This is a genomic window from Marivita sp. NO-S04, assembly GCF_059070475.1.
The window spans coordinates 2158964-2179917 of the sequence record NZ_CM180980.1; the positions used below are offsets into that span (position 1 = coordinate 2158964).

The following is a 20954-nucleotide window of genomic DNA, read 5'->3' on the forward strand; positions in this document are numbered from 1 at the left end:
TACGCAAGCTATTCTTGGTTTAAACCAAAAATAGAAACGTTCAACCGTGACCTTTTTCGACTGAACATGAGAACACGATGGCAACTTGGAGGAACAAGAGGATGAACAAAGCGACTTGGCGTACCTGCGCCCTGTTTGGTGCTTTGGCAATCGGGGGATCGGCCGGCTGGGCGGATGAGCGCCCCGACCTAACTGTCGCGGTAACGCTCAACCCGCCGCGCCTTGACCCGATGGCAGAGAATTCCAACGTCAACGCCCGCGTCATGAAAAACGTGCTGGAGACTCTTATCCGGACGGATTCGCAAAACGACGGCGCACTCGTCCCCGGTCTGGCCGAAAGCTGGAGCCGCATTGACGGGCGCACGGTAGAATTCAAAATCCGTCCCGGCGTGACATGCCACAACGGCGAAGATTTCGATGCAAGTGATGTCGCTTTCAGCCTTGGGCCTACGCGTTTCATGGGCGAAGACGCCCCCGGCTGGGCAATTGCGCAACAATTCCTTGGCGGGCTTGAGTCGGTTGATGTCAAAGACAGCCACACCGTTCAAATCCGTTTCAAGGAGCGTGATCCGCTGATCGAGTTGCGCTTTGCCAACTGGATGACGGAAATGGTCTGCGAGGACGCCTATGAGGCGGCGGGCAGCTGGGAATCCTGGGTGCAGAGCCCTGTTGGAACAGGACCCTACAAGATCGGCGAAGTGGTGCATGGCGATTACATCCGCCTTGACGCAAATGACGCGTATTGGGGCGGCGCAGTCCCTGCTAGCAGCGTGACCTTCAAGATCGTTCCGGAAATGGCCTCGCGCATTGCCGGCCTTACGACGGGCGAATACGACTTCATCACCGAACTGACCGTTGATCAGTTCCCGGTGCTGGACGCGAATGATGAGCTGACCATCGCCGGCGGTCCGATCCGGAACATCCGTGTCATCATCTATGATGAGAAAAACCCGCAGCTGCAGGATGTTCGCATTCGTCAGGCACTAAGCCTTGCCATCGACCGCGATCTGATTGTTGACGCCATGTTCGGCGGCCGGGTGACAGTTCCCAATGGTTTGCAGATGAAAATCTTCGGCGATCTCTACATCGCGGATCATGAAGGCACAGGCTATGACCCAGAAAAGGCCAAAGCTCTTCTGAAAGAGGCAGGTTATAACGGCGAGGAAATATCGTACCGTTATCTTCAGGACTATTATACCGGCGAAGTCGACACCGCCCAGATTTTGGCCGAGATGTGGCGTCAGGTCGGACTCAACATCAAGCTGGAGCTGGTCGAGAACTGGGGTCAGATCGAAGATGTTGCCGAAGGCCGTGGCATCTTCAACTGGTCCAACAGTGCCGAATACCCCGATCCCCTCGGCCAGATCTATCGCCTTTACGGGCCAAACGGTTGGTTCCAGGTGAACGGCACCTACGAAAGCGCAGAGTTCAACGCCCTTGGAGCGGCGCTTCAGCTCGGGGAAACGCCGGAAAGAATCGAAGCCATGCGCGGCATGCTTGAGATTTACGAGCGCACCGATCCGCCGGGCACCTACCTGCACACGCTGCCGATGTTTTATGGCGTGCGCAACAACATCAACTGGGTGCCGACAGATACCGGCTTCATGGATTTCAGCGCAAATTCCCTGAGCTTTTCGAACTGATATATTGGCGGGGCGGCCTTTGATCGCCCCACCATCCTCCCCTGCCCTCAGGAGCGCGAGACCGTGACATCACTGCTGCAACTTGATGATCTCAGCCTGCGTTTCGTCATCGGCGATAACGAAGTGCCCGTGGTGCGGGGCGTCGATCTGTCCATTTCCAAGGGCGAAATCGTCGGGTTGGTCGGCGAAAGCGGCTGTGGCAAAAGCGTGACCTGCATGGCTGCGATGGGCCTTCTGGACGACACTTCCAAACTCGGCGGCGACGTGTTTTGGAAGGGCCAAAAGATCAAGCCCACCAACGACGCCGCCATGAGCACTCTGCGCGGCAATGAGATGGCGATGATCTTTCAGGATCCGATGAGCGCGCTTAACCCGGTGAAACGCATCGGCAAACAGCTGACCGAGGCCATTCGCATCAACAGCCCATCGCGCTTTGGCGGATCGGCGCTGCGCGACCGGGCGATCCAGTTGCTCCGCGATGTCGGCGTGCCCGAGCCAGAAAAGCGCCTGTCAAACTATCCGCATCAATTGTCCGGCGGGCTTAGCCAGCGTGTGATGATTGCCATGATGCTGGCAGGCGACCCGGACCTGCTGATCGCGGATGAGCCGACAACGGCGCTGGATGTGACGGTCCAGGCCCAGATCATGGACCTGCTGAAAACCCTTCGCGACAGGCGCGATATGTCAGTCATTCTGGTCACCCATGACCTTGGTGTGGTGGCAGAGGTTTGTGATCGGATTTACGTGATGTATTGCGGCCGCATCATCGAAAGCGGCCGCGTTCGCGATGTCTTTGCCAATCCGCGCCATCCCTACACACGCGGGCTTTTGGCGTCCTTGCCACGGGTGGATCAGGCCAAGGGCTATCTTTCACCGGTGCCAGGCGTTGTGCCCTTGCCGACCGAGCTGGGGTCGGGATGCGATTTTGCGGCGCGCTGCGCACGCAAGCTGCCCCGATGTGACAGCGAAACCCCTGCGTTGAGCGCCGCCTCAGGTGGAACCGCTTGCGCCTGTTTCAATCCCTGTGACAGATCGGGAGGCGCCGCGCAATGATCCACGCCCCCCAAACCGCCGACCCGATCGTGACCGTGAAAGACGCACATTGTGTGTTCAACACTTCTCAGAGAGAGACGCTTTTTGGACCACCAAAAAAACTGCAGGCTGTCAGTGGTGTCAGTTTCGACATCCTCCGGGGTGAGGTATTCGGCGTCGTCGGCGAAAGCGGCTGCGGCAAGAGCACGACCGCGAAACTGATCCTGAATATGGCGCGTGTCTCGCAGGGCGAGATTACCTTTGACGGACAGTCTCTGCTGGGGCTTTCCGATACCGAGTGGAAGCCTTTGAGGCGCCGCATCCAGTATGTTTTTCAGGACCCATTGGGCGCACTTGATCCACGGATGGTGGTGCTGGATCAGGTGGTCGAGCCGCTGACCATTCACGCCATCGGTGAGGCCAAAGACCGCAAGACCCGCGCCGGGGAGATCCTTGAACTGGTTGGGCTTAGGCCGCACCAGTTTTCCAAATACCCGCACGAGCTGAGCGGCGGCCAGAGGCAACGTGTCGTACTGGCCCGTGCACTGATCCTGGAGCCGGAACTGCTGGTCTGTGACGAGCCGATCTCGGCGCTGGATGTGTCCATTCAGGCCCAGATCATCAACCTGCTGCAAAAGCTGCGCCGCGAGATGGGCCTGACGATCCTGTTCATCAGCCATGACCTGTCGGTCGTGCGCCACCTCTGCGACCGTCTGGCCGTGATGTATCTGGGCAAGATCGTCGAGCAAGGACCGGCGGACGCCATTTTCGCAAATCCCCGCCACCCCTATACCCAGGCCCTGATTTCGGCGATCCCGGTCCCCGAACCGGGCGCCAAATCCAGCCGCATCATGCTGCAAGGTGAGCCGCCCAGCCCCATCGACCCGCCACCCGGCTGCCGGTTTCATCCCCGGTGTGCTTTGGCGGACGCGTCGTGCAAAGCTGCTGAGCCCGAGGAGCAGGCCATGGGCCCCGGCCACGTCGCGGCCTGTTTCAAGGCACTCCCCGACAGCGGTCCGGGGCTGGTGTCATGACTCTGCGCTTTGTGCTTCAGAAACTGGCCCGTGCCCTTTTGACGGTAATCCTTATCGTGACCACGGTCTTTGTGGTGCTGCGCCTGACGGGCGATCCAGCCATGTATGTGCTTGGGATCGAGGCCGATCCGCGCGCGCTTGAACAATTTCGCGAAAAATGGGGGCTGAACGATCCCATCTGGCAGCAATACCTGCAATTCCTATGGAATTGTCTGCGCGGCGATTTCGGCTATTCCTACTTCGAGGAACGCGATGCCATGACAGCCGTGATGGAGCGGGTTCCCAAGACTGTCCTGCTCATGGGCGTGACGGCCATTTTCACGCTGCTCGTCGGCATTCCAATGGGGGTTCTGGCGGCGATCCATCGCAACAGCTGGATCGACCGCTTGACGATGACAGCCTCTGTTGCAGGCTTCAGTTTGCCAAACTTTGTGCTGGGGATTTTCCTGATCCTGACATTCTCCGTCTTTCTCAGATGGCTGCCGACCGGCGGAAGCGGCACTTGGCAGCATCTTGTTCTGCCGGTTCTGACAATGGGGCTGGCCGAGGCCGCCGTCTTTGCCCGCTTCACCCGGTCGGCGATGCTGGAGGCCCTGTACCAGCCCTATATGCGCACAGCGCGCGCCAAGGGTCTGCGCCGGAATGCGACGGTCTGGAAACATGCGCTGCCCAATGCCGCGATCCCTCTGGTGACCATCACCGGGTTTTTCGTCGGCACGCTGATCGCGGGCGGCGTTGTCACGGAAACGGTGTTTTCCTGGCCCGGTCTTGGGCGCTTGCTGGTCACCTCGGTGTCCAATCGCGATCTGGCGGTGGTCCAGATCATCGTGATGTTCATCGCGGTCTCGATGGTTGTGACCAACCTGACCATTGATCTTCTTTATGGCTGGCTCGATCCGCGCGTAGGCAGTGCAAGGTCCGGAGAATAAGCCATGAGTGATCAAGATCTTACAGCACGGCCAAAGATCAAAGTTCCCGTCATCGTCGGTCTGTCCTTTGGCTGGCTGATTGCGATGGTTCTGATCGCGCTTACCCTTGACTTCTGGCAGCCGCACGACTTTCAGGCTATGAACCTGCGCGCCCGTTTTGCCCCACCGGTCTGGATGGAGGGCGGCAGCTGGAGCCATATCTTCGGCACCGACAACTTGGGTCGCGATGTTCTCAGCCGCCTTGTGGTGTCGATCCGCATCAGCCTTTTGGTGGCGCTGCTTGGCACGGTAATCGGGGCGGTTCTGGGAACGCTGATCGGCTTGCTGGCGGCCCGCTTTGGCGGCATCGTCGATGATCTGGTGATGGTCGGGATCGACTATCAGGCGGCTTTGCCCTTTATGATCCTCGCTCTGGCGGTCGTCGCCTTTGCAGGCAACAGCCTGACGTTGTTTATCCTGCTGATGGGGCTTTATGGCTGGGAGCGGTACGCTCGGATCGCCCGCGGCTTGGCTTTGTCGGCGATGACCCAGGGCTATGCCGTGGCCGTCAAGACATTGGGCGCCTCGCCGCTGCGCATCTATGGGCGCCACATCCTGCCCAATATCGCCAACGCCTTGATCGTGAACATGACGTTGAATTTCCCTCAGACAATCATGCTCGAGACCTCTCTCAGCTTTCTGGGGCTGGGCATTCAGCCGCCGATGACAAGTTTGGGCAACATGGTCGGCTTTGGGCGGGACTTCCTGCTGAATGCCTGGTGGCTCGCCACGATCCCGGCCTTGGTCATTTTTGTCACTACTTTGGCCTTCGCTCTGGTCGGCGACTGGGTGCGTGATCAGTTGGACCCAACCAGTCGATAACCCAAAATCCGATGAAGGAACGCCACAGTTGGGCACAGATCCGTTCAAACAGCCAGGCTCATTCTGGCGCGGCAACATCCATACCCATTCGACCCGCTCGGACGGTGTATTGGAGCCCGAAGAAGTCGTCCGACGATACAAGGCCGAAGGGTATGACTTTCTGGCCATGACCGATCATTTTGTCGGGCTGTTTGACTATCCGCTGACCGATATCAGCGCCTTTGCGGACAAGAGTTTCACAGCCATCCTTGGGGCAGAGCTGCATACCAGTGCGATGGAAAACGGCGAGATCTGGCACATTCTTGCCGTTGGGCTGCCAGCCGATTTCGCGCCGCCTGATGCCCCTGATTTCCAGCGCATCACGGCGCAGGAAAGCGCCCCCGCGCTTGCGCAGCGCGCCCGGGATGCGGGCGCTTTCGTGGCCATCGCGCATCCTGACTGGTCGCAAATGACGCTGGCGGATGCCGCATCCATTGAGGCGGCGCATGCCGTCGAAGTCTACAACCACGGCTGCTTTAACGGATGCGACCGAGGCTATGGGTTTCACATCTATGAGCGGCTTTTGGCGGCCGGGCGAAAACTGACGCTGTGCGCCACGGATGATGCTCATTTCTTCGAGCCAGACCATTTCGGCGGCTGGGTCATGGTCAAAGCGCGTGAAAACACTGCCCCTGCCCTTCTCTCTGCCTTGAAGGAGGGCGCCTATTACGCGTCCACCGGGCCGGAGTTTCACGATGTTGTCTGGGGGGACGATCACGTCGAGGTGTCAAGCTCTGCCGTCAGCGCGGTGATCCTTCAGGGCAAGAGCACCCGCACTGTTGTGCGCCATGGCCATTCGATGACACGCACTGTGCTGCCGTTCGACAAGCTGGCCCCCTCTCCATGGCTGAGGGTCACCATTGTGGATGCAGCCGGAAAACGCGCCTGGACGAACCCGATCTGGCGCGATTGACCTTTGGCAGGCTGCGCAGAGCGCGACAAGCGCTGCGCGCCTTGCTTTGTCAGCTTAAGGATCGCAGTGGCGCATTGGGGCGTTGGCTTTGGCCGATGCCTTCGGATGCGCCGACGGGTGCGTTTTCAGGTGCCAGAACAGGCCGCCCGGCGATCAGATCAGCAGCACGTTCGGCCAGCATCATCGTGGGGGCGTTCAGGTTGCCGTTCGGCTCTGACGGGAAGACAGAGCTGTCCACCACCCTCAGCCCGTCGATGCCATGAACCTTCAGTTCCGGATCAACCACCGCCATGTCATCCACCCCCATCCGGCAAGACCCGCAGGGATGATAGGTGCTTTCCAAATTGTCGCGTACAAAATCGTCCATTTGGTCATCGGTGCTAACCCCCGGACCGGGCGCGATCTCACCATCGTTGAAAGCATCCATGGCTGGTTGCGCCATGACCTCGCGGGTCAGTCGGATACAATCGCGAAAGCCTTTGCGGTCCTCTTCCCGGTCCAGATAGTTGAACAGGATATGCGGGTGGACATAGGGGTCAGACGAGGTCAGGCGCACATATCCCCGGCTTTTGGGTTTGTTTGGCCCAGTCAGGATCATGAAACCATGCCCCTTGACCGGCGAATGGCCGTCATATCGCACTGCTGCGGGCAGGAAGTGGTACTGGATATCCGGCCATTCCACATCTTTTGACGACCGGATGAAACCGCCCGCTTCAAAGTGGTTCGTGGCACCAAGACCTTGTTTGGTCAGCAACCACTGCAGTCCGATCAACCCTTTAGAGAACCAGTTCATCTTGGTGTTTAGCGTCAAAGGCTGTTTGCAGGCGAACTGGATGTAGATCTCGGCGTGATCCTGCAGGTTCTCGCCCACACCGGGCAGATTGTGCAGTACCTCAACCCCGGCCTTTTTCAGCACCGCCGCTGGACCAATGCCAGAGCGTTGCAGCAGATGCGGCGAACCGATGGGGCCGCTGGAAACGATCACCTCGCGCCGGGCACTGACCTGACGGGTGCTGCCACCCCGGTCGTATTCCACACCGATGGCGCGACCGTCTTTCAGCAGCACACGCCGGGTCATGGCCTTGGTGCGCACTTCAAGGTTGGGCCGCTCCATCGCCGGGCGCAGATAGGCCTTTGCCGCGGACCAGCGCACACCGTTCTTGACGGTCATATGCATCGGCCCAAAACCCTCTTGTAGATAGCCGTTAGGATCGTCTGTCTTGATATAGCCTGCCTCAACCCCAGCCTGCACAAAGGCGCCATAGAGCGGGTTTTTCATCCCGTTCCCGTTGTTGACGTTCAGCGGCCCGCTCTGCCCACGGTAGGTGCTATCGCCACCTTCCTGAAAGCTCTCGGATTTCTTGAAATAGGGAAGACAGCTGGCATGACCCCATCCAGCGGCGCCCATTGCCTCCCATTGGTCAAAGTCACGCGGATGACCGCGCACATAAACCAGCCCGTTGATCGACGACGACCCGCCAAGCACTTTGCCGCGTGGGCAATGAATGCGACGCCCCTTGAGGCCCGGTTCGGGCTGAGTTTCGTACTTCCAGTTATAGGTCTTGGTATTCATCGGCATCGAAAAAGCCGAGGGCATCTGGATGATCGGGTTGGTATCCGAGCCGCCAAATTCCAGCACCAGAACGCTGACCTTGGGGTCCTCGGTCAGCCGCGCTGCCAGAACGCAGCCTGCGGACCCGGCGCCAACGATCACATAGTCGAATTCTTCCGCCATCGTTCAGCTCATCTCCAGCGCTTTGCCAACTTCTGCGTGCAGGTTGGTCATGATGCGTTTTTTCAAGGTGATGAATTCCGGGCTGGTCAGCACCGTGTAGTCGCGCGGGCGCTCAATCTCGACCGGGATCGTGTCGATGATCCGGCCCGGGCGGGCTGACATCACGTAGACCACGTCGCCAAGAAACACCGCTTCATCAATGTCGTGGGTGATGAAAAGCACGGTCTTGCGCTCTTCCTGCCAGATCTTCAGCAGCAGTTCCTGCATGACCGAACGGGTCTGGCTGTCGAGCGCGCCAAAGGGTTCGTCCATCAACAGCACTTCGGGGTTCACTGCCAGCGCCCGTGCAATGGCCACCCGTTGTTTCATCCCGCCGGACAATTGCGAAGGGTAGCTGTCAGCAAAGCGGGTCAGGCCAACAGCATCGACATAGTGGCGCGCGCGCTCAACGCGTTCGGCGCTTGATGTGCCGTTAACGGAAAGGCCGAATTCCACATTCTTCTGAACCGTCAGCCACGGGAAAAGCGTATAGCTTTGCGGCACCATTCCCCTGTCAGCGCCGGGTTTTTCGATGGTCACACCGTCCACCAGCGTGCGCCCTTCCGTTGCCTGATTGAGCCCTGCAATCAGGTCTAGCGTGCTGGATTTCCCGCAGCCCGATGGACCGACGATGACCGCGAACTGCTGATCGGGGATCTCCAGCGTCAGGTTTTCCAGCGCCACAATCCAGTTTGCCGGGTCCGACCCAAATCGGACGTTTACGTTATCAAGCAAGACCTCACCCATATCCGTTCTCCTTATCGACCCAGGTTTTCCCAGGGCAGCGCCAGACGCTTGAGCCATTTGAAGATCAGATCCGTGCCCAACCCAAGAAAGCCGATCACGAAGATGCCCACGAAAATCCCAGCCGGATCAAAGCCGCGCATGGATTGCAGGATCATGTAGCCAAGCCCCGCGTTTGCAGCGACCAGTTCGGCCACCACAAGAAACGTCCAGGCCCACCCCATGGTCACCCGAAGCGTGTCGAAGATGCCCGGCAGCGTTGCCGGAAGCAGTACCCGCCGGACAATCTGCCCCCTGCTGGCCCCCAAGGTGTAAGAGACGTTGAACAAATCGCCATGCACACCGCGCGCCACGTCCGAAACCATGACGATCTGCTGAAAGAAGGTGCCAAGGAAAATCACGGCGATCTTCTGCTCAAGTCCGATCCCGATCCAGAGGATCAGCAGCGGGATCATCGAAGTGACCGGCAGGTAGCGCATGAAGTTGACCACCGGCTCGATCGCGGAGGCGACGATGCGAAAGCCGCCCATGAAAATTCCAACAGGGATGGCGATGATGGAGGACAGGAAAAAGCCCAGATAGATCTCTGTCAAAGACACCCCAATGTGCTTTTTCAGGCTGCCATCGCCAAGCTTTTCCAGGAATGACACCCAGACATCCCGCGGCGATGGCAGAAAATCACGACTGACAAAGCCCGTTGCCGTGGCCAGATACCATCCGATCAGGATCGCTGCCGCCACCACCAACCCTGTACTGATCTCGACAGGTTTCGGGATCGCACGTTTCGGCGTGAAGTATCGGTCAGTAAAGCTCAGCTTTGCCATGATTTCGGCACCCCTTGATCAGTTCAAGAACGACGTATCAACGAGGTCCTGTGACGACAGGCTGTCCAGCTTGATCCGACCCAAGTCACGCCAAATGGCGATGGCATCGTCGATGGTCTGGCTCAGCACACCCGGCGCGTCCGGGGTTCCAAACATCTCGGTGTTGCGCGCGATACTCAGGTATTCGATGCCGGTTGCGGCGGCCTTGAATTCATTGGGGTCCTCCAGCCAGCCGCCGACGCCGTCAGCCATGATCTGATAGGCCTCGTCCGGGTTGGATTCCAGAAAATCAAGCGACCGCTGCCAGGCGCGGACGAAGCCCTTCAATTCGGCCTCGTGCTCGGCTGCGGTACTGTCCAGAACGGCGACCACGTCGACGATTAGCCCGGGCGTTTCTGCACTGCTGACAAGTACCTTGCCATGGTCCATCGCGGCGCCCTGGCTCAGATGTGGCTCCCAAGTGACGGCGGCATCGACCCGCCCGGCGGTAAAGGCCAGCCCGGCATCGGTGGCAGTCATATTGATCATTTCGACGTCAGACTGGGTAAGACCCTCACGGCGCAGAAGCGCGTTGATGAAGAACTGCGACACCGACCCTTCCTCGAAGGCGACGGAGCGGCCCTTCAGATCGGCGACCGAGGCGATGTCCTTGTTAGCAACGACCCCGTCCCCGCCGCTGGAATTGTCCACCGCAAGGATGTATTTCAGCGGCTTGCCCTCGCGCATATAGGTCGGGAACTCATCGGCGGTCGAGGCCACGATATCCACTTGACCAGCCATAAATGCGCCCATTTTCAAGGGAGTGCTTTCCATGATCGTCAATTCGATCTCGACGCCCTCTTCGGCGAAGAACCCTTTTTCCTGTGCGATGTAGAACGGCCCGTATCCCACCCAGGTGGAATGAGCGAGCTTGAGCGCCTCGGCATGGGCTGCGAGCGCGGACACCGACGTGAGGGCACCGGCAATCAATAGGGTCTTGAGCTTGTTGGGCATTGTATTCTCTCCTGTTGGATTTGGCTTATTGCGCCCTGACCGGGGCGTCGTAGAACGGCACGGCGTCGATCCGCGGGGTCCAGCTTCCGTCGTTGACCACCTTGGTGACGTGGGCGGCGATCTCTTCCATTGGTGCGAACCAGACGTCACCGCGCGACAGCACTTGTTCGAGAAATTTGTGCACGACGATCCAGCGCGACAGGCGGCCCGTGGCAAAGGGATGCACAACCGGCACCCATAGCCCACCATAGGAGTAGGCGGCTTCGAATTCTTCGGCAAAGGCGCGCCAACCGTCAGACGGGGCGCGGATCGGCATCATGTAATCAAGGTCCATCGACTGGACATATTGCGGCCAGTCATCCAGCCCCCAGTGCGAGGGCAACTCTACAAGGCGCCCAGCGCCGGTCTCCAGCAGATAGGGCTGATCATCCCCCATAAGCGAAGCATCATAGGCAAAGCCCGCCTCGGCCATCAGCCGCCCGGTCCGGTGCGAAAAGTTGTAGAGCGGCGCGCGAAATCCGCGCGGTTTCTGCCCGGTGATCTGCTCCAAACTTTGGCGACTGCGGTGAAACCAGTGAGCCTCTTCGTCATCCCCCAGCTCGCTTGGATGTTCATGCAAATACCCGTGCTGGCCGATTTCATGGCCACCCTGCAGGATCGCCTCAACGGCTTTCGGATAATTCTCGGCGCACCATGCGGGAATAAAGAACGTCTGTTTGATACCAAGCGCCGCGTAGGTATCCACGATGCGCGGGATGGCCACCTCTGGTCCGTATTTCAGCATAGAGGTTGCCGACACACGGGCGTGCCCGTCGGTGGGATGGGCAATGTGGATCAGGCTGTCCGCATCCATGTCGAAGGTGATGCAAGCCGCACATTTCGCGCCGCCCGGCCAAGGAATTGGGTTCTTGATCATGGCATGACACTCCCACCGTTAACGCCGATGCCCTGTCCTGTGATGAAATCGGCATCCGGCCCCATCAGAAACGCAGCCATCGCCGCAATTTCCTGAGGCTTTCCAAATCTTTCAGCCGGAATAGCCAGCTCTCGCGCACGCCACTCGGGCGACATCTGCGCAGCCCCCAGCATGTCGGTATCAATCGGACCGGGGCACAGCGCGTTGACCTTGATGCGCGGGCCGAATTCCTTCGCCCAAGAGCGCATCAATCCCATGACCCCGTGCTTGGAGGCCACATAAGGCGAAAACGTTTCGCGCCCTGAAACACCCAAATCCGAGGCGGTCAGCAGGATGCGTCCTTCGCGCCCTTCGAGACGGCGAATGGCCTCTCTACCCACAAGGAACGTCCCGCGCAGGTTGATAGAGATGACCCGGTCAAAGTCCGCGATGTCCGTTTTCAGCAACGGCTTTTCATGGATGACACCTGCGCAATGCACCAACCCGGTAAGCATGGGCGCGAAGCGATCAATACGTTCAAACAGCGCGGCGACAGAAGTCTCGTCCGACACATCCGCTACAACCGAAAGATGCTCTTTGGGGTGCGCAGTCAGGGCCTCAAAGGTGGACTTTGGGTCTCGAATGTCAGTTATGATTAGTTGCGCGCCCAGTTCTGCAAGTTTCAATGCGCAGGCCGCGCCAATCCCGCCAAAGGCGCCGGTGACAAGCACGATCTGACCGGCAAGCAGGCTCATGCCATCACCTCGCCGCGATCCAACATGTAGGCCTGTCCGGTGATGTCGCGCGCGCCATCTGACGCGAGGAACAGGTAAAGCGCGGCCATATCGTCCGGCTCCAGCAATCCGCCCAAAACCTGCGCGCCGGTGATCTCGTCCAGAAGCTCTGCCTCGGGTTGGCCCGTGGCCTCGGACATCTTTGTCAGCGACAGCATCGCCGCCTCTGTCCGGACCCAACCGGGGCAAACGGCATTCACGGTAATCCCGCGCGGGCCCAGTTCGTGCGCGACGGAGCGCATGAAGCCCAGATTGGCGTGCTTGGAACAGACATAGGCCGAAAACTCGGGCACGGCAGTGCGGCTCCAGATTGAGGCAGTCAGGATGATGCGCCCCCCTGCCCCCATCTTGGGCAAGGCATGGCGGGTCATCAGAAAAGTGCCCTTGACGTTGATGTCGATGATCCGGGCAAAGGTGTCTTCCACGCCATCATCCGGGTCATCAATCGGCGTGATCCGTTCCAGACCGGCGTTGTTGACCAGCACGTCGATCTTCTCAACGCTGTCCAGCGCCGCGATGATCTGGTCCCGGTCGGTGATATCGGCCCGCAGCGCGCGCACGGAGCCAAAAGCCGACAGTGCCTTTGCCGCCTGATCGCCACTGCCGCTGGACAGGATCACCACTTCGGCGCCCGCCTTGGCAAAGCCCTTGGCCACGCCGTAGCCGATCCCGCGGCTGCCGCCCGTGACCAGAACGGTCTGCCCGGTGAAATCATAAGAGACCTTGCCCATGGGTTACCCTTCACGCGCATGCAGGATGCGCCCGATCAGGTTCATCAAGAGCTGCGCAGCCAGCGTGCTGGTTGAACTGGTTGGATCATAATCCGGCGCCACTTCGACCAGATCGACCCCGACGATCTTGCCCCGCTTGGCCAACCCCGCGATCAGCTCCAGCACCTCGTAATACATGAACCCGCCGTGGCTGGGAGTGCCGGTGCCGGGGGCGATTGAGGGATCAAATGCGTCAATATCAATGGTCAGGTAATAGCGCTTACCCTTGGGAATGCGCGCCAGCATGCCCTCGACGCCCATCGCGCGCACCTGCCGCACCGACTGGATGTCAGATCCCATGGCCCGCGCATCAACATAACCTTCCTTTGCGGTTGATGACACGTTGCGGATGCCGATCTGGCTCAGGCCAGTGACATAGGGTTTCTCGGCGGCGCGGCGCATCGGATTGCCGTGGCCGAAACGTACGCCATGGCGTTCATCGACAAAATCCAGATGGGCGTCGATCTGGACCACATGGATATCGCCCTGATCATCAAAAGCGTTGATGCAGGGGATGTTGATCGAATGATCACCGCCAATCACCACCGGCAAGGCCCCCGCCGCAAGGATCTTGCGCACGCCGAATTCGATATTGGCGTGGCTTTGCGTCGTGTCCGTATGCACGATGTCCGCGTCGCCAATATCCACGATCCGGGTCTTGTCGGCCTCAAGGTAGGTGACATCGTCCTCGTGGTCATAGGCGCCCGCGTGGCCAAAGGCGAACAGCGTCGAGGCCTCGCGCACGGCCCTTGGCCCCATCCGCGCACCGGATCGCCACTGGCAGCCAAAATCATAAGGCGCGCCCATGACGGCGACATCGGCATCGATGGCGTCCCAGTCACTGACATAGGGGAATTTGCCAAAGGTACAGATGCCCACGAAAGGCAGGTTCAGGCGGCCCGATTCATAGCTGTTGGTGGTCTTGGTCGACATGGCTTTTCCCTGTTTTGGGAAAGGCTATGCGGAAAATATTCTTCGATAATGATCATTGTTTGAAAATTTACTTTGAGATATATCAAAGTAATGAAGGCGGCTTTTCAATCCTTGCAGGATGTGGACCTGCGGTTGCTCCGGGTGTTTCAAAGCGTCGTGCGCCATGGCGGCTTCTCGGCTGCGCAGGATGAGCTGGGGCTGACTGTTTCCACAGTCTCGAACCATATTTCCGCTCTGGAACAACGGCTTGGTGTAAAGCTATGTCATCGCGGGCGGGGCGGCTTTCGACTGACCGAGCAGGGCAAGACCGTTCATGCGGCGATGCTGAATCTATTCGGTTCGATCCAGACGTTCCACAGCGCCGTTGGTGCCGCCAAAGCGACGATCACCGGTGTGGTAGAATTCGGTGCAGTGGACGCGCTGCACACCAACGAACAGGTTCCCCTGGCCAAAGCCATCGGCAGTTTTGTCAGGACAGCCCCGCAGGCCCGGATCAACCTGCATGTGGCTTCGCCGCAGGAACTGCTTCAGGGGCTGCTGACGGGTCGTTTCCATGTGATCCTGACGCCGACGTCAGCACCCGCCGCGCCCATTGAATCGCATCTTGTGTTTCGCGAATTCCAACAGCTTTATTGCGGCAGGGGCCACGCGCTGTTCGATCTGGAGGACCGGCAGATCACGCTCGAGATGCTGTCGCATTACCCTTTTGTCGGGCGCAGCTACGAGGGCACGCCCGCACATGCCGGGCTGAGCCTGCTAAAGCAGTCAGAAGTGTCCTATATGGAGAGCACCGCGCTAATGATCTTTTCCGGCGCGTTTCTTGGGTACTTGCCGGATCATTATGCAGAGCCTCATATCCGCGATGGGAAATTACGGGCCTTGAGTTCTGTAAACGCGGGGTTTCACAATGACTTCTTCATCTGCTCTCATAAATCACATCGCAACCGCGGGGCGGTTCATTTTATGCAGCAGGTCATCGAGAACTGCTTGAACTTGAATGAAATCGACAAAACAGGCTGACAGCACCGACCAACGATCGATCCTTCGACAATCTCCGACTGTGATAACACCAATCGTGGGTTTCGGCTAAGAACTGGGCCCGGTTCATGAGTTTGAGAAACTTTGCTCCGCTCTGGATTCTGAGCACCAACTAACTCCGCCGAAGTCACTGCAGACCAACGGCTTGGTTGAGCGGTTCACCCCCCGGTTCAAAAAGTTTTTGGAAAGCCATCACTTCCGATCAGGTGAAGAGCTTGAGACAACGTTACATTGCTACGTCTGGCTCTATAACCAGCTGCTCCAGCAATCAGCCTTATGCGGCAAGGCGCCCTTGCAGGGGCATTGTTGCAAAAGTCTGACGACGAAGGATTCACTTCGCGAATCCATGGCGTTAGACGCGGTGCATGAGCAAGCCATCTCCCGCCCGCTATCGCACGACGAACTGGTCCAGCTACAACGCGTCACTCAGGAAGCGGGGGTCTCTGCTCATCTGGGTCGACAAGGACATGACCTGGCGCGCGCCGCGTGACAGTCGACCCGGACGTCCGGCGGTGTTTTCCGATGCGGCCATACAGTTCTGCTTATCGATCAAAGTCCTGTTCAAGTTGCCGTTGCGCCAGACCGCCGGAATGGTGGCCAGCCTGCTGCGACTGGCCGGCCTGGACTGGCCCGTGCCGGACTTTTCCACGCTGTGCCGCAGGCAAAAGACCTTGGCCGTCCAGGTCCCGTATCGCCGTGCGGACGGCCCGCTGAACCTGCTGGTCGACAGCACCGGGATCAAGTTCCTCGGCGATGGCGAATGGCAGGCCCGCAAGCACGGGGTGCAAGGCCGACGCCAATGGCGCAAAGTCCATCTGGCCATGGACACCACCACCTCGGACATCCGGGCAGTCGAGTTCACCCCCAGCCGCGACGGCGACAGCCCCGTGCTGCCCGACCTGCTCGGCCAGATCCCGGCAGGTGAGCAGATAGGCACGGTCACCGCCGACGGCGCCTACGACACACGCCGCTGCCACAAGGCCATCATCGAACGCGACGCCGTTCCGATCATCCCGATCCGAAAGAACGGACGTCTCTGGAAAGAAGGAGTTATTGTCAAATCTGGTGCCCAAGCGATCATCATGCGGCGGTTAGCTGCTGGTTTATTGGCTTGATGCCGTTGACGAAATCGACGCCCTGGATGACGTCGGCGAGATGAACGAAGCCGCGCAGCTTGCGCCAGCTTTGCTCAGCGCATTGTCCGAGTTTGAACATCATGTGAAGCATGCCGTCCCGGCTGAGACAGCCTTTGGTGCGCTTGGTCCGGTGCCGGATCGTGGCGAACGCGCTTTCGATCGGGTTTGACGTCCGGATGCTCTGCCAATGCTGGGCTGGGAAGTCGTAGAATGTCAGCAGTTCATCCCGATCCTTGATCAGGCATTCGGTCGCCTTCGGATATTTCGCCTCGAAGGTTTCGATGAACAGATCGAACGCAGCATGGGCATCCTCGCGGGTCTCGGCCTGCCAGATGTCGTGAAGCATCTTCTTAGCCTTGGGCTGGGTGCGCTTGGGGAGGTAATTGAGCACATTGCCCGTTTTATGCATCCAGCAGCGCTGTTGGCGCGTGGTTGGAAGAACCTCTTCCAATGCCGCCCAGAACCCCATGGCCCCGTCACCGGTGGCCAGCTTCGGAGCAGCGAGCCCACGGGCTTTGAGGCCGAGAAGCACCTCGCGCCAGCTTTGCGTGCTTTCCCGGACGCCATCTTCAATGGCCAGAAAGTGCTTCTCGCCACGGGCGTTGACCCCGATCACAACGAGCACGCAGAGCCGATCATCAGTGTCACGGAGCCCGCTGTAGATGCCGTCCGCCCAGATATAGACCCACTCGTCACGGCTCAGATCGGCCTTGCGCCAATCATTGTATTCCGCCGCCCACTGGCCTTTCAAACGTGAAATTGTCTTGGCAGAGAAACCGGTTGCCTCCGGGCCCAAGAGCATCTTCAGAGCCGCGCCCATTTCGCCTGTCGAGATACCCTTGAGATAGAGCCAGGGCAGCGCGGCTTCGATAGTTTTGGCCTTTCGGACGTAGGGCGGCACAAGCGCCGAGCGGAATGTCACGGGCTTGCCGTCCTTCGCCCGTACCTTCGGCACTTTCACCGTGACCGGTCCGATCCCGGTCTGCACCGCGCGCTCTGGATGATATCCGCTGCGAACAACCGCAGCACGGCCTTCTGCTGTCCGGCGTTCAGCAAACGCGGCGAGAAAGGCGTCTCTCTCAGCTTCAACAGCGGCCTGAAGCAATTCCCGGGCTCCTTTTCGCAGAAGGTCTGTCAGCGGGTCCGTGATGGCGTCTCGACCCGCAAAATCGATGATGGTAGCGTCGTCCATGATGGTGGTGCTCCTTTGGATGGTGGCTTGTGTCGCAACAACAAACCAACCAGATGCACCGCCGTCATTCAAACCGCCCAGACACCAGATTCAGCCATAACTCGGAAAGAAGACTGCCCGGCTGCACGCGCCCGCAACGACACCCTGCGCGCGACGCGATACTACGGGCGGGCGTTCTGGAAACGCTGGACCGGATACCACGCCCGCAACCGGATCGAGGCGAAGATGCGCTGCCTGAAATCCTTCGGCGAGCGTATCATGGCAAGAGACCCCGACCGACAGACCGCCGAAATCCACATCCGCATCGCCCTCATGAACCGCTTCAACGCCCTCGGCACCGCCGAGATCGTCCGCGTGGCATAACGTCAGCGGGGTAAGGGGACGTCACGCCTCAGGCCGGGGTAATGCAACAACGCCCCTTGCAGGCGATAAAGGACTGGCACAAACTCAAAGCGGAGCTTTTCAAGAAACAGCCATATTACCTATTGGGATAGGACACCTAGACTGACGAAATCAATTCATCGAGTAGTTGCGAAAATAGCAAATGAAAGCAATGACTAAGATAAAACTGACGCATCCAAAACGCTACAGGCCAGAACGCTAGGCTTGAAGCTCGACGGTAGCACCGGGCAATAGAACTCGATAACCGATGTCGACGGTGTTTCGGTTGGGTATGGCGTGCCCCCATCGGGTGGTCCGGTTTAAATGTTAGTGCATCGTTGGCCTGAGGTCTATCGGGACGATGCTTTCCGGCGTTGGCGGCCGATATCCTAATGCGCTGTGCGGCCTGACCGTGTTGTAGTGGATGCGCCATTGCTCGATCAGGATTTGGGCTTCCTTCAAGCTGTAGAAGATTTCACCATTTAACAACTCGTCGCGGAACCTGCCGTTGAAGGTAACCACGCCATTGATACCGCAGCTTACGCGGCTTGACTGTTCTTCACGGATGCGATCGGCGCCCAGTTCCAAGGCAGCAATTCATCAAGCCGGTTGATCTTGTGATCGTGGATGCGGTCGAGGATGTCAGCAAGATAGGCCAGCGGGTCAAGACCGTTCAGCTTGGCCGTTTCAATGACCGTCATCGCGCGCGCGAGGGTTTCCGCGCCGGTATCTGCGCCCGCGAAGAGCCAGTTTTTACGTCCTATTCCAATCGGGCGCAGGGCGCGTTCGGCCGGATTGTTGTCGATGGCCACACGCCCGTCGTTCAGGAACAGGCTGAAGGCCTCCTTCCGCGCGAGGCCATAGCGGAACGCCTTGGCTAGATCGCTTTTGCCGGGGATGCGCAGAAGCTGCTGTTCAGACCAAGCAAAGAAAGCCTCGACCTTGGGCTTGGTAAGTTTTTGACGTGCCGCATAGCGGACGTTGGCGGGCTGACCGTTGATATCGCGCTCGATGTCGTAGAATTTTCCGATCCGGTCGAGCGCCTCGCGAGCGATCTCGGATTTGGTTGAGGTCCAAAAGTCATGGAAGTCGCGCCGCAGATGCGCCCAACAGGCGGCCTCCCGCAAACGGGCTGTGCCGTCAGGCTCTGGCGCGTAAAGCTTGGCATACCCTTTGTAGCCGTCGGCCTGAAGAATGCCCTGCGCTGCGGACAGATGACTGAGGACGTGCTCTTCCTTCCAGTCTGGCGCAAAGCGATAGACAGCACCCGGTGGTGATGCCCCGGCCCAGGGTCGCTGATCACGCACATAGGCCCAGATCCGGCCCTGCTTGACACCCTTGCCAAGCCCTCTGTTGCGCATGCTGCGATCAAGCACCCGGATGGGGGTGTCGTCCGCATGCAGCAGGTCGCTGGCCATGATGTCCGCCTCGATCCGTACAATGAGCGGCTGTAAGGTCTTCATGGCTCGCCCGCACCAGCCAACAAGCGTGCTTTCGGGAATGTCTGCTCCCATGCGGGCGAAGATCTCGTGCTGGCGATATAACGGAAGGTGGTCGTCGAACTTCGAGACCAGCACATGGGCCAGCAAGTTCGGCCCTGCAATACTGCCGGGGATCGGACGGCTGGGTGCTGGTTCCTGCACCATCCGCTCACACCGGCGGCAGGATTTCTTGATCCGGGCAATCTGGATCACCTTCATCTGAGCGGCGATCATGTCCAGCAGTTCGCTGACATCCTCACCCACCACACGCAGATCGCCGCCACAGTCGGGGCAGCAGGCACCGGGGTCCAGTTCACGGCGTTCGCGCGGGGTCGCATCCGAGACACGTGGCTTGCGGCGCAAAGTGGGCGCATCGGCAGCTTCCGCTGATGGCTCATCCGGCCCTTCGTCGATTGGCGCTTCATCGTCTTCGGCCACGGCAACCAGCAGGTCTTCAAGCGCCAGTTCCAGCTGTTCGATCTCGCGCTCAATCTTTTCCGAGGATTTGCTGAAGGCCAGTTTCTGAAGCTTGGCGATCCGTAGGCGCAGGGCTTGCACCAGCTGGTCGTGAACCCGTAGCGTGGCCGATATCTTGGCGTTCTCTGCCGCGATCCGCAGGTTTTCAGCCTGTAGAGCAGCGATCATAGCGCGCAATTCAGCGGGATCATCAGGCAGGTTTTCAGCAGGTTCAGACATGCGCTTGACTACCAAAAAACAGGCTCAAGCGCCATATAAATAACGATAATTCGTGCGCAGAATTACCCCACGCGCGCTGGCGGAGCGCCCCAATCCGGACGTCTCCAGTCGATCCCCTCCCACAGCATCGCGAGCTGTGCTGATGTTAGCCGCATCGACCCATCCGCAGCATTCGGCCAGGGGAAGCGGCCACGCTCCAAGACTTTGTAGTAGAGACAAAACCCCTGGCCATCCCAGAACAGAAGCTTGATACGATCCCCGCGTCGCCCACGAAACGCAAATACCGCACCATTGGCTGGTTTCTGACGCAACACATCCTGCGCCAAAGCGGCCAGCCCCGCGATTCCCTTTCGCATATCCGTGACACCACACGCCAGATACACACGCACACCAGTGCCGGGACCGATCATGCGGCGTCCACCGCGCGGATCAGCACCGACAGTGCAGTCGGATCAATCGTGCTTTCAAAATGTAAACTACGGCCGCCACGCAAACGCAATTCAACCGCAACCGGTGGCGACGTTTCAGCGGCCGTATCCTGCGCTGTCGGCACTCCAGCCGCCACTGGCATATCCAAAGGGTAGAAAAGCGCCCCGGCCTCCGGCGACCACAGACCCTTCTTCTTCAGGTCGTGCCGCCAAGCGTAAATCTGCTGCCGCGTCACTTCATGGCGCTGCGCCACCTGCGTCACCGTTGTGCCACCAACCCCGACCGACATGATGATCTCGAGCTTGTCCTCATCACGCCAGAAGCGCCGCCGCTCCATCCCAAGAATTTCACCACGCATCAGGGACCCCGCATAAGACACGTCGCTAACGACGTAGTTAAACACGTGTCTTAGATCACCGCACC

The 20954-nt window shown here is 59.2% G+C and carries 19 protein-coding genes and 4 pseudogenes; 10 read left to right on the forward strand and 13 right to left on the reverse strand.

All coding sequences use genetic code 11. The features are described from left to right. Positions 1-101 precede the first annotated feature (101 nt). The 6 genes from ACK3EW_RS11195 to ACK3EW_RS11220 all read left to right on the forward strand — a co-directional run bounded on the left by ACK3EW_RS11195 (position 102) and on the right by ACK3EW_RS11220 (position 6451). On the forward strand, positions 102-1643 hold the full coding sequence (locus ACK3EW_RS11195) for an ABC transporter substrate-binding protein (RefSeq protein ID WP_493809627.1): 1542 nt from the start codon (positions 102-104) through the stop codon (positions 1641-1643). A 63-nt stretch (positions 1644-1706) separates the two neighbouring features. Further along, positions 1707-2696, forward strand: a complete 990-nt coding sequence (locus ACK3EW_RS11200) for an ABC transporter ATP-binding protein (RefSeq protein ID WP_493809628.1) — start codon at positions 1707-1709, stop codon at positions 2694-2696. Next, a complete protein-coding gene (locus ACK3EW_RS11205; RefSeq protein ID WP_493809629.1) occupies positions 2693-3709 on the forward strand; it encodes an ABC transporter ATP-binding protein in 1017 nt (338 codons plus the stop codon). Before ACK3EW_RS11200 ends, ACK3EW_RS11205 begins: the two co-directional genes overlap by 4 nt. Beyond that, on the forward strand, positions 3706-4638 hold the full coding sequence (locus ACK3EW_RS11210; protein WP_493809630.1) for an ABC transporter permease: 933 nt from the start codon (positions 3706-3708) through the stop codon (positions 4636-4638). The genes ACK3EW_RS11205 and ACK3EW_RS11210 overlap by 4 nt, the downstream gene beginning before the upstream one ends. Before the next feature lie 3 nt (positions 4639-4641). Further along, positions 4642-5499 (forward strand): ABC transporter permease, encoded by an 858-nt coding sequence (locus ACK3EW_RS11215; RefSeq protein WP_493809631.1) that lies wholly within the window; start codon positions 4642-4644, stop codon positions 5497-5499. A 28-nt stretch (positions 5500-5527) separates the two neighbouring features. Further along, positions 5528-6451, forward strand: coding sequence for a PHP domain-containing protein (locus ACK3EW_RS11220; RefSeq protein WP_493809632.1), 924 nt, complete (start codon positions 5528-5530; stop codon positions 6449-6451). Between the two features lie 49 nt (positions 6452-6500). Here ACK3EW_RS11220 and betA read toward each other — a convergent pair whose 3' ends face one another. From betA to speB, 8 genes are read right to left on the reverse strand one after another with little or no spacing between them, the layout of a single operon-like run. After that, positions 6501-8186 (reverse strand): choline dehydrogenase, encoded by a 1686-nt coding sequence (gene betA, locus ACK3EW_RS11225; RefSeq protein WP_493809633.1) that lies wholly within the window; start codon positions 8184-8186, stop codon positions 6501-6503. A 3-nt stretch (positions 8187-8189) separates the two neighbouring features. Further along, on the reverse strand, positions 8190-8972 hold the full coding sequence (locus ACK3EW_RS11230; protein WP_493809634.1) for an ABC transporter ATP-binding protein: 783 nt from the start codon (positions 8970-8972) through the stop codon (positions 8190-8192). Positions 8973-8983: 11 nt separating this feature from the next. Then, positions 8984-9793: an ABC transporter permease gene (locus ACK3EW_RS11235; RefSeq protein ID WP_493809635.1), complete on the reverse strand. Its 810-nt coding sequence runs from the start codon at positions 9791-9793 to the stop codon at positions 8984-8986. Positions 9794-9811: 18 nt separating this feature from the next. Beyond that, positions 9812-10786: an ABC transporter substrate-binding protein gene (locus ACK3EW_RS11240; RefSeq protein ID WP_493809636.1), complete on the reverse strand. Its 975-nt coding sequence runs from the start codon at positions 10784-10786 to the stop codon at positions 9812-9814. A 25-nt stretch (positions 10787-10811) separates the two neighbouring features. Next, positions 10812-11702 (reverse strand): polysaccharide deacetylase family protein, encoded by an 891-nt coding sequence (locus ACK3EW_RS11245; RefSeq protein WP_493809637.1) that lies wholly within the window; start codon positions 11700-11702, stop codon positions 10812-10814. After that, positions 11699-12436 carry an SDR family NAD(P)-dependent oxidoreductase gene (locus ACK3EW_RS11250; protein ID WP_493809638.1) on the reverse strand — a complete coding sequence of 246 codons (738 nt, stop codon included), beginning with the start codon at positions 12434-12436 and terminating at the stop codon, positions 11699-11701. Before ACK3EW_RS11250 ends, ACK3EW_RS11245 begins: the two co-directional genes overlap by 4 nt. Further along, on the reverse strand, positions 12433-13206 hold the full coding sequence (locus ACK3EW_RS11255) for an SDR family NAD(P)-dependent oxidoreductase (RefSeq protein WP_493809639.1): 774 nt from the start codon (positions 13204-13206) through the stop codon (positions 12433-12435). Before ACK3EW_RS11255 ends, ACK3EW_RS11250 begins: the two co-directional genes overlap by 4 nt. Positions 13207-13209: 3 nt before the next feature. Next, the gene (gene speB, locus ACK3EW_RS11260; RefSeq protein WP_493809640.1) at positions 13210-14178 is read right to left on the reverse strand and encodes an agmatinase; all 969 of its coding nucleotides are present in this window, start codon (positions 14176-14178) and stop codon (positions 13210-13212) included. A gap of 90 nt (positions 14179-14268) precedes the next feature. On the opposite strand from speB, the gene ACK3EW_RS11265 reads away from it, so the two are divergent. From ACK3EW_RS11265 to ACK3EW_RS11275, 3 genes and pseudogenes are all read left to right on the forward strand, one after another. Beyond that, positions 14269-15198, forward strand: coding sequence for a LysR family transcriptional regulator (locus ACK3EW_RS11265; RefSeq protein ID WP_493809641.1), 930 nt, complete (start codon positions 14269-14271; stop codon positions 15196-15198). 112 nt (positions 15199-15310) lie between these two features. Further along, positions 15311-15496: pseudogene (locus ACK3EW_RS11270) on the forward strand (integrase core domain-containing protein); the annotation flags it as partial. Positions 15497-15581: 85 nt separating this feature from the next. After that, positions 15582-16262: pseudogene (locus tag ACK3EW_RS11275) on the forward strand (IS5 family transposase); the annotation flags it as partial. A 34-nt stretch (positions 16263-16296) separates the two neighbouring features. Here the strand turns inward: ACK3EW_RS11275 and ACK3EW_RS11280 are convergent. Further along, complete coding sequence (locus ACK3EW_RS11280; protein WP_493807118.1) at positions 16297-17544, reverse strand: IS256 family transposase; 1248 nt, start codon at positions 17542-17544, stop codon at positions 16297-16299. Between the two features lie 105 nt (positions 17545-17649). Between ACK3EW_RS11280 and ACK3EW_RS11285 the strand changes: the two are divergent. Further along, positions 17650-17907, forward strand: a pseudogene (locus tag ACK3EW_RS11285) (IS5/IS1182 family transposase); the annotation flags it as partial. A 345-nt stretch (positions 17908-18252) separates the two neighbouring features. On the opposite strand, the pseudogene ACK3EW_RS11290 reads toward ACK3EW_RS11285, so the two are convergent. From ACK3EW_RS11290 to tnpA, 4 genes and pseudogenes are all read right to left on the reverse strand, one after another. After that, positions 18253-18441 (reverse strand): annotated as a pseudogene (locus tag ACK3EW_RS11290) (integrase core domain-containing protein); the annotation flags it as partial. Positions 18442-18464: 23 nt separating this feature from the next. Beyond that, complete coding sequence (gene tnpC / locus ACK3EW_RS11295; protein WP_493806894.1) at positions 18465-20102, reverse strand: IS66 family transposase; 1638 nt, start codon at positions 20100-20102, stop codon at positions 18465-18467. Between the two features lie 62 nt (positions 20103-20164). After that, positions 20165-20512 (reverse strand): IS66 family insertion sequence element accessory protein TnpB, encoded by a 348-nt coding sequence (tnpB, locus tag ACK3EW_RS11300; RefSeq protein WP_037967155.1) that lies wholly within the window; start codon positions 20510-20512, stop codon positions 20165-20167. Further along, positions 20509-20889: an IS66-like element accessory protein TnpA gene (tnpA, locus tag ACK3EW_RS11305; RefSeq protein ID WP_493806895.1), complete on the reverse strand. Its 381-nt coding sequence runs from the start codon at positions 20887-20889 to the stop codon at positions 20509-20511. The genes tnpB and tnpA overlap by 4 nt, the downstream gene beginning before the upstream one ends. Positions 20890-20954 lie beyond the last annotated feature (65 nt).